At 43.5% G+C, this 8,987-nt stretch carries 8 protein-coding genes; 7 read left to right on the top strand and 1 reads right to left on the bottom strand.

The features are described from left to right. Positions 1-199 (bottom strand): hypothetical protein (locus AB1L08_RS20395; protein ID WP_413066462.1); only part of this gene is annotated, 199 nt, incomplete at its 3' end. A gap of 178 nt (positions 200-377) precedes the next feature. Here AB1L08_RS20395 and refZ point away from each other — a divergent pair. From refZ to rarD, 7 genes are all read left to right on the top strand, one after another. After that, positions 378-1,040: a forespore capture DNA-binding protein RefZ gene (refZ, locus tag AB1L08_RS20390; RefSeq protein ID WP_413066461.1), complete on the top strand. Its 663-nt coding sequence runs from the start codon at positions 378-380 to the stop codon at positions 1,038-1,040. 263 nt (positions 1,041-1,303) lie between these two features. Next, positions 1,304-3,013, top strand: coding sequence for a septation ring formation regulator EzrA (ezrA, locus tag AB1L08_RS20385; RefSeq protein ID WP_413066460.1), 1,710 nt, complete (start codon positions 1,304-1,306; stop codon positions 3,011-3,013). Positions 3,014-3,454: 441 nt separating this feature from the next. Beyond that, entirely contained in the window at positions 3,455-4,606 is a 1,152-nt protein-coding gene (locus AB1L08_RS20380) for a cysteine desulfurase family protein (protein WP_413066459.1), read from the top strand. Next, on the top strand, positions 4,603-5,817 hold the full coding sequence (gene thiI, locus AB1L08_RS20375) for a tRNA uracil 4-sulfurtransferase ThiI (RefSeq protein WP_413066458.1): 1,215 nt from the start codon (positions 4,603-4,605) through the stop codon (positions 5,815-5,817). The genes AB1L08_RS20380 and thiI overlap by 4 nt, the downstream gene beginning before the upstream one ends. 100 nt (positions 5,818-5,917) lie before the next feature. After that, entirely contained in the window at positions 5,918-6,121 is a 204-nt protein-coding gene (locus tag AB1L08_RS20370; protein ID WP_413066457.1) for an alpha/beta-type small acid-soluble spore protein, read from the top strand. Positions 6,122-6,252: 131 nt separating this feature from the next. Then, positions 6,253-7,842, top strand: a complete 1,590-nt coding sequence (gene mbcS, locus AB1L08_RS20365) for an acyl-CoA synthetase MbcS (protein ID WP_413066456.1) — start codon at positions 6,253-6,255, stop codon at positions 7,840-7,842. Between the two features lie 104 nt (positions 7,843-7,946). Further along, positions 7,947-8,864, top strand: a complete 918-nt coding sequence (gene rarD / locus AB1L08_RS20360) for an EamA family transporter RarD (protein ID WP_413066455.1) — start codon at positions 7,947-7,949, stop codon at positions 8,862-8,864. The last annotated feature ends 123 nt before the right edge of the window (positions 8,865-8,987 follow it).

Below are 8,987 nucleotides of genomic sequence, written 5' to 3'. Positions count from 1 at the left end.
GCTCCAACTCCCGTATAAATGCTCCAACTCCCGTATAAATGCTCCAACTCCCGTATAAATGCTCCAACTCCCGTATAAATGCTCCAACTCCCGTATAAATGCTCCAACTCCCGTATAAATGCTCCAACTCCCGTATAAATGCTCCAACTCCCGTATAAATGCTACACCCCTGATGCCCGCTTGGCACGATACTAGCCACCGACCTCCCAACTACGAAGCTGTGCTCCAAAAAACCGCGCCTTTATCACATTTAGCAAAAATATGTCGAGAAATTTTCGGAGGTAAAAGACCTTGCTAAACCGAAGTGATATATAGATGCAAATTTCTTCAGTCACATTTCCGGATCTCAAGACAATGGATCAAAAGGAGGTATCACATTGTCGGTTTCTGTAAACAACACGAAAGAATTAATCTTTGAAGCGGCGATTGAACTTTTTCATGCCAAGGGATTCAAAGGGACGACGATCCGTGACATAGCGGCCAAGGCAAAGGTTAATCCTGCGAACATATCCTATTATTTTCAAGGAAAGCAAGGTTTGCTGGAAGCTTGTTTAATCCGCTTTTTTGAATCTTACGTGCTATGTCTGGAAGAGGAAGCGAAAAAGTTGGAGTGGGAAGAGCCGGAAATTTGTTTAAATAGAGCGGTAAGGAAAATTTTATATTATCAAAGCGAGTGCCATTTGTTAACGAGGCTTGTTTGGAGGGAAATTACGATTGATTCCCAAGTATCAAGGGAAATCATTTCGTCCTATTTGATGAAGGAACGGTATTACCTTAAATTATTGGCTTCAGCTGCGCTAAAAGAAAAGAAAACGGTCTTGCCGCTGAGCATGTTCATTATCCAGTTAAAAGGAATGCTTGCCATGCCTTATTTAAACAGCCAATATATAAGTGAAGTATGGGGAATCCAGCTGCAAGACCCTTATTTTATAGAAAAATATTACGGGTTTATCAAAGACTGGGTCAGTGCAACGATCGGGTCCCGCCAAGATTCTGCCTATTTGGAACAGATTCAGCCTGCCGCCCTAAAAAGCGTTTAATGCCTTTTTACTGCCCGGAATGACAGGGCGGTTTTTTGTTGTTTAGAACCCGGCAAAAGGCACGATGGTGATTGAAAAATTCCTGTTGCACTTTTTCTCCAAGGCTATAAACTAAAAGGATTAAAGAAAATAAAAATAAATTGAGAAAAAATGCATTTATGAGTCAAAAAATGTCGCCGGCATGGTATTATAGAAGGAAATAAAGGATACGGAAAGTGGATATATTTGTTTGGGCTGAATGATGGAAGGAGCAGGGGCAGACAATGAAATACGGTGTTGAACTCGTCATCAGCGCGATCATCTTTGTAATTCTTTTGTTTTTGTTGGGTTACATCATCCGAAAAAAGTATTATAAAGAAATTGATCGGCTCGAAGCGTTAAAAGTTGAAATCATGAACCAGCCTGTCGCAGCAGAATTGACAAAAGTAAAGCAGCTGAATATGACAGGGAAAACAGAGGAATTATTTGAAGAATGGCGGAAAACATGGGATGAAATTGTCACTGTCCGATTGCCTCATATTGATGAGCTTCTTTTTGATGCAGAGGAATTCACAGATAAATTCAATTTTAACAAAGTGAAAGAAGTCCGTGCAAAAATTGAAACGGGGCTGTCACAGATCGATAAAGATATCCAGGAAATTCTCGATCAATTGAGAGAGCTCGTGGAAAGTGAAGCAAAAAATAGAACTGATTTTGATCAGTTGAAAGAAACATACAACAAAGCGAAGAAAAAGCTGATCACAGAAAGTCATACATACGGAAAGGCATTGAATCACCTCGAAAAAATATTGAAAGAAGCAGGAGAAAAAATTTCCAATTATGAGCAATTAACGGAACAGGGAGACTATCTAGGAGCACGGAAAGAAATTCTGTCTGCAGCAGGTGATTTACATGTACTTGAAGAAAAATTAAAAACGATCCCGGACTTGCTGACAGAATGGCAAACAATCATTCCTTCCAAATTAAATGAATTGACAAGCGGTTATCAGGAAATGATTGAACAAGGATATGTCCTTGACCACATTCAGATGGATCAAGTCATGGAAAACATGAAAAAAGCGCTGGAAACATACGGCGAATTTTTAGCCAACGCTGAAACGGAAGAAGTGGAAAAAGGGCTGGAAGAAATCAAGGAAAAAATCGAATCGCTATACGATCTTTTGGAAAAAGAAGTTTACGCAAGGCAATATGTCATGCAAAAAAACGAAGAGACGGATGCATTTTTACTCAAACTGGTCGAGGAAAACGCCAAACTCCTATCCGAGACTGATCAAGTCCAAGAGAGCTATCAATTATTGGAGAATGATCTGGACATACCTTTAAATTTGGAAAAATCCTTAAGCCAGTTAATGAAGCGCAACGAGTTGCTCAAAGCAAAATTGGCAGAAGACCAATCAGCTTTTTCTTTTCTTGGTGAAGAATTAACCGAAATAGAAAGCGAGCTGGAACAATTGGAAAAGGAGCAAAAAGCTTTCGCAGAACATCTCCAACGTTTGCGTAAAGACGAGCTTGAGGCACGAGAAAAAATTGCCGAACTCAAGAAAAAAATAAGCGAAATCGTCCGTCTTGTGCAAAAAAGCCGTATGCCCGGATTGCCCAGTGATGTCGAATCATTGTACGAACAGGCAGGGGAACAAGTGGAAGATGTGTTTCGCTGTCTGCGTGAAAAGCCATTAAACATGAAAATGGTCCAAAAATATTTATTTGAGGCAACCGATACGGTCGACCATCTGTATAACCGAACGGAAGAGCATATTGAAAACGCCAAATTTGCTGAGCAAGTCATCCAATATGCAAACCGGTACAGGGGACAATACCCCGATCTTCGGGAAAGCCTGGAATCGGCTGAGCGTGCTTTTCGAAATTATGAATACCGTGCGGCATTAGAGCAGGCAGCTACAGCAGTCGAAAAGGTAGAACCCGGTGCATTAAAGCGGATTGGACAAATGTTTAATGAGGAGCTGCGTGTGTAAAAAGAGCGAACCGAAGGGGATTCGCTCTTTTTGCTTAGGTAAAAAAACATAACTTTTTATAGGAGTATTCATACGAAGTATGCCGGCATTGTCCAGCTTCAGCGCCCAGCGACTAGGAAACTTCGCCCTCCTTTCCTCGAAAAAGCTTCGCTTTTTCTCCGTGGTTGTTTTTTCGAGGAAGCAGGTTCCAGAGCACTACGATAAGTCAACATCGGCTCCGGCGGACAGGACGTCCTAGTGCCACCGAAGCCACAGGATGTGGCGCTTTGAGGCGGCCTTCGTCGCCGTTTTTCCTTTATCTCATTGCGGGTGCTCCAGTTTGTACGTCGCTAAACGGGCGCTTGCGCTTTTCTTAAAAAATTTTGCCAACCATATTTTCATCATTCATTGTGTATGTTAATATGTATGATTGACTATTGAATACATTAGTAGGTGTAAAGCATGATTTATTTTGATAATAGCGCTACGACAAAGCCTTATGAAGCTGTATTGGAAGCATTTGTGGATGTCGGCAGGCAATTTTACGGAAATCCGTCCTCGCTTCACGTTCTGGGAGGCAAAGCGGAAAAGCTTTTAACAAAAGCACGTGAACAAATTGCCCATCTTGCCGGCGCAGCTCCTGGTGAAATTTACTTTACATCGGGAGGTTCAGAAGGAAATAACCTGGCGATTAAAGGCACTGCCTTGATGTACCGGGACCGCGGCAAACATATTATCACAACCAGCGTGGAACACCCGTCTGTAAGGGAAGCATGTGAACAATTGCGGGCACTGGGATATAAAATCACGTACATCCCCGTAAATAAGGATGGACATATTGATCCAGATGATATTTTACACAGCATGACCGATCAAACCATCCTTGTTTCCGTCATTCATGTGAATAATGAAGTTGGGACGATACAGCCGGTCACACAGATCGGCAAGCTTCTAAAAAAATACCCGAAAGTATTGTATCATGTCGATCACGTGCAAGGTGCCGCCAAGGTGCCGTTGGATCTGCACGATTCTCATATTGACATATGCACTTTTTCCGCCCATAAATTTCACGGATTGAAAGGGAATGGCTTTGTTTTTATAAGAAAGGGCGTCACAATCGCTCCGCTTATTTCCGGAGGAAACCAGGAAAACGGCATGAGGAGCGGAACGGAAAATACAGCCGGCATCGTGGCAATGGCAAAGGCCTTCCGAATGGCGGAAGAAAAGCGGAAAAGCGAAATGGAAAAGCTGCTGGAAATCCGCACCTATCTCATGAACGAGTTCAAAAAGATGCCGGAATTGCTGGTTCATACGCCGGATGAACAGGCTGCTCCCCACATTATCAATGTTTCCTGTGTGGGGCTTAAGGGTGAAGTGGCCGTTCATGGCTTGTCCGAAGAAGGCGTTATCGTTTCAACGACAAGTGCCTGCTCTTCCAAAGATAAAACACCGAGCGGTACGCTAAAAGCAATGGGCGTTTCCGACCCGGTCGCCAATGGTGCCATCAGAATCAGTCTTTCTTATGAAAACACCATGGACGAAGCGAAGCAAATGGTGGATGCACTTCAAAAAGTGCTGGCCAGATTAACAAAAGTAATGAGGCGAAACGGATGAAGTATGACAGAATATTGATCAGATACGGAGAAATGACATTAAAAGGCAGAAACCGCAAGCATTTTATCAGAATGCTGAAGAAAAACATCCAGTACATTTTATATGAATTCCGCGATGCCAGAGTGGAAGCGGCGCATGACAGGATGTACGTCATTTTAAACGGTGAACCTTACGAGCAAATCATGGCAAAACTGCAAAATGTTTTTGGCATCCAATCGTTCAGCCCGGCTGTCAAAGCACCAAAAGATATAGAGGAAATCAGGGCTGCGGCACTTTTTATCGTTCAAAAAATGTACGTACCGGGGAAAACATTTAAAATTTCGGCACGGCGTGCGGATAAAACGTTTCAATATGACACGAATGAGCTCAATCATGCTGTCGGCGCCCACATTTTAATCAATGTGGATGGGATTAAGGTGGATGTGAAAAACCCGGATATTAATGTGGCTGTTGAAATCAGGCACGATGCCGCTTATATTTCCGGGGAAGTCGTTCAGGGAAGAGGCGGATTTCCCGCGCGTTCATCCGGAAAAGCGATGTTAATGCTTTCGGGCGGCATTGACAGCCCCGTCGCCGGATATTTGGCCATGAAACGGGGGGTTGACATCGAAGCCGTTCATTTTCACAGCCCGCCGTATACGAGTGAGCGGGCGAAACAAAAAGTGCTGGATATTGCAGCCAAGCTGGCACCTTTTACCGGAAGAATCAAAGTCCATCTTGTGCCTTTTACAAACATTCAGGAAACGATTCATAAGGTCATTCCCGAAGGATATTCCATGACGGCCACAAGAAGAATGATGCTGCGGATTACGGATGAACTGAGAGAAAAACAGGAGGCGCTTGCAATTATAAACGGAGAAAGCCTGGGGCAGGTTGCCAGCCAAACGATGGAGAGCATGCTGGCCATTAATGATGTGACGAATACCCCCATATTGCGTCCCTTGATCGCGATGGATAAAAATGAAATTATCCATATTGCCAGAGATATCGATACGCTTGACATTTCCAACAGGCCCTATGAGGACTGTTGTACGATTTTTACCCCGCCCGCACCAAAAACAAGGCCCAAAAGAGAAAAAATCATTGAATATGAGAATAAGATTGATTGGAATCCGCTTCTGTCCGAAGCGATTGGGCAAACAGAAACCATTGTCGTCAAAAGCGGTACAAACGAACAGGAAAACGGGGAAGATCATGCGCATTTATTCTAGTTGTTGAATCTTTTATCAAATGCAGGAACATTTACCAAGTTTTTTTTGAATGATGCCATCTGTTTTCGCACAATCTATCCGTACAAGGAGGTGAAAACACATGGCAAACAACAACAGCAACCAAATCCTTGTTCCTGGAGCGGAGCAGGCTATCGATCAAATGAAAGTCGAAATTGCTCAAGAGTTCGGTGTCAACCTTGGTGCTGACACAACTTCCCGTGCAAACGGATCTGTTGGTGGTGAAATCACCAAACGCCTTGTTGCAATTGCTCAACAACAAATGGGCGGCGGACAATTAAGATAAACAATCTTATAAGCAATGGCTATGGGAAGCGGGCTTTGCCCCGCTTCTTTCATCATTTCCTCCTTTTCAATATAAAATTTTCCCATTATTTTGTATAATGATAGGGAGATGACAAAAGAGGAGGAAATCAAATGGATCAAAACGACTTGATTGCACCGGAAAACTATAACATCATTCAAGAGATGGAACGATTTGCAGACGAACAGGAACGGGTTGCCCTTCAATGGGAAAATGAAGAGGGAAAAAAGAAAGAAATTACTTACCCCGAGCTGCTTAAAAAGGCAAATAAAATCGGAAACATTTTCTTGCAATCCGGATTGAAAAAAGGGGATACAGTCCTTGTCATGATTCCGCGCCTGATTGAGGCATATGCTGTTTATATGGCTGCTCTTAAAGCGGGCATCATTGTGATTCCCAGTTCAGAAATGCTCAAAACGAAAGACTTGGAATATCGGATTGTCCATGGGGACGTAAAAGCCGTTGTCACGTATTACCCTTATGTTGACCAGGTCAATCAATCAGAGTATGCGGATCGTTTGATCAAGTTCTCTGTTGGCGGGAAAACGGCAGGTTGGCAGCATCTTGAAAACATGATGGAACATGCCAGTGATGAAATGGAAACAGCCCTTACAACAAGAGATGATACGGCGTTTTTATCCTATACTTCGGGAACGACAGGCAACCCGAAAGGCGTCGTGCATACACATGGTTGGGGGTATGCCCATTTGCGGACAGCCGCCGCCAATTGGTTATGCATTGAAGAACGTGATGTTGTTTGGGCGACTGCAGGGCCGGGATGGCAAAAATGGATTTGGAGCCCATTTCTTTCGGTACTGGGAACAGGTGCTACCGGATTCGTCTATCATGGAAAATTTGATCCGGAGAAATATTTGGCTTTAATGGACGAATATAAAGTGAATGTCCTTTGCTGTACGCCGACGGAATACAGGCTGATGGCCAAGGTGGACAACTTGGATCATTACCGGTTGAATCATTTACATAGTGCCGTTTCTGCGGGAGAGCCGCTGAACCGGGAAGTGATCGATGTGTTTAGAAGACATTTCAATATAGATGTCCGGGATGGTTATGGACAAACGGAAAACACGCTCCTTATCGGCATTACAAAAGAGATGGAGCTGCGGCCGGGATCAATGGGAAAGCCAACACCCGGCAATATTGTGGATATTATCGATGAAGATGGCAATCCATGCGCGGTTGAAGAGGTCGGCGATATTGCCGTTCATCGCAGCACGCCGGCTTTGTTTAAAAAATATTACAAGGACCCGGAAAGAACTTCGATGCAATACCGGGGTGATTATTATATTACAGGGGATAAAGCAAGAAAAGACGCCGACGGGTATTTTTGGTTTGAAGGGCGCGGCGACGATATTATCATTAGTTCCGGCTATACGATCGGCCCGTTTGAAGTGGAAGATGCCCTCATCAAGCACCCTGCAGTGAGGGAGTGCGCGGTTATTGCCAGCCCTGATGAAGTGAGGGGCAATATCGTAAAAGCATACGTAGTTTTGAGAGAGCAATATGATGGAAGTGCCGATCTTGTCCGTGAATTGCAGGACCATGTCAAGCAGATGACCGCACCTTATAAATACCCGAGGGTAATCGAGTTTATCGGGGAGCTGCCAAAGACGGTTTCAGGAAAAATTCGCCGGGTAGAGCTTCGAAAACGGGAGCTGGAGAAAAAACAGGAGCTCAACAATTAACCGTTCCGAAAAAGCAGGCAAGATGCTTTTTCATTAGCCAAGTTTTTCAAAATCGTATATAATAAAAAATATTTCGAGCAACTAAATATCAGGAGACATATACGATGAATAAAAAAGAACATGGCGGCATTTTTTATGGAACGGCTGCATATTTTATGTGGGGCATCTTGCCTGTTTATTGGAAACTGATGGATCATATTCCCGCGGGAGAAGTGTTGGCCCATCGGATCTTTTGGTCTTTTTGGTTCATGCTGTTATTGATGCTTTTCAGCGGTAAAGTGTCGTTTTTAATGAAAAATATTAAAAATGCCATCCAAAATTGGCGAACTTTGCTCGCCTTTTTCGGCGTTTCTTTTTTAATCACCATTAACTGGTTTATTTTTATTTGGGCAGTCAACATGGAAAAAGTTGTCGAAACAAGCCTGGGATATTATATTAACCCGCTTGTCAGCATCATTTTGGGCGTCGTCGTCTTAAAAGAAAGACTGGCAAAAATCCATGTCATCTCCTTTTTTCTCGCAGTTGTCGGTGTCGTTATTTTAACTTTGGCCTACGGGCAATTTCCGTGGATTTCATTTGCTTTGGCTTTCTCGTTTGGTTTATACGGGTTAATGAAAAAGATGATTGTCATCGATTCGGAATCCGGGCTGGCCATTGAAACATTGCTGGTCATGCCTGTGGCATTTATTTATTTGGCAGTTCTGGCCTTCAAGGGGGATGGTTCATTTTTGGCCGGCTCTCCCGGAACGAATCTGTTACTGGCGGGATCCGGCGCCGTCACTGCCTTGCCGCTGTTATTTTTTGCAAAAGGGGTACAGAGGGTTCCGCTCTACCTGATGGGGTTTTTGCAATATATCGCACCTTCCATCATGCTTGTTTTAGGTGTGCTTCTCTATAAGGAACCGTTCGGTACGGTCCGTTTGATTGCTTTTGCTTTTATCTGGGGAGCGCTCGCCCTGTTTTCGTTGTCATCCGTCAAATGGCCCCATTTGAAACGAAAAGCGCCGGATAAAACGGCATAGCATTTTACAAGAAGGTACGCTTCACCTTTTCCCAGAAAGAATTGTTTTTTGATATGAAAATAACATTTTGCTTGAACGCACTGTTTCAATTTGTCAAGTACGCGGGAAAAATTCCCATGTAAA

The organism is Siminovitchia jepli (assembly GCF_047228825.1).
Taxonomy (GTDB): Bacteria; Bacillota; Bacilli; order Bacillales; family Bacillaceae_C; genus Siminovitchia.
This window is presented reverse-complemented; position numbering and strand designations above follow the sequence as displayed.

Excerpts from the sequence above, each read along its gene's own strand:
- mbcS (WP_413066456.1), top strand. The coding sequence starts at position 6,253 with ATGGATCAAAACGACTTGATTGCACCGGAAAACTATAACATCATTCAA.
- ezrA (WP_413066460.1), top strand. The coding sequence starts at position 1,304 with ATGAAATACGGTGTTGAACTCGTCATCAGCGCGATCATCTTTGTAATT.
- thiI (WP_413066458.1), top strand. The coding sequence starts at position 4,603 with ATGAAGTATGACAGAATATTGATCAGATACGGAGAAATGACATTAAAA.
- AB1L08_RS20380 (WP_413066459.1), top strand. The coding sequence starts at position 3,455 with ATGATTTATTTTGATAATAGCGCTACGACAAAGCCTTATGAAGCTGTA.
- AB1L08_RS20370 (WP_413066457.1), top strand. The coding sequence starts at position 5,918 with ATGGCAAACAACAACAGCAACCAAATCCTTGTTCCTGGAGCGGAGCAG.
- rarD (WP_413066455.1), top strand. The coding sequence starts at position 7,947 with ATGAATAAAAAAGAACATGGCGGCATTTTTTATGGAACGGCTGCATAT.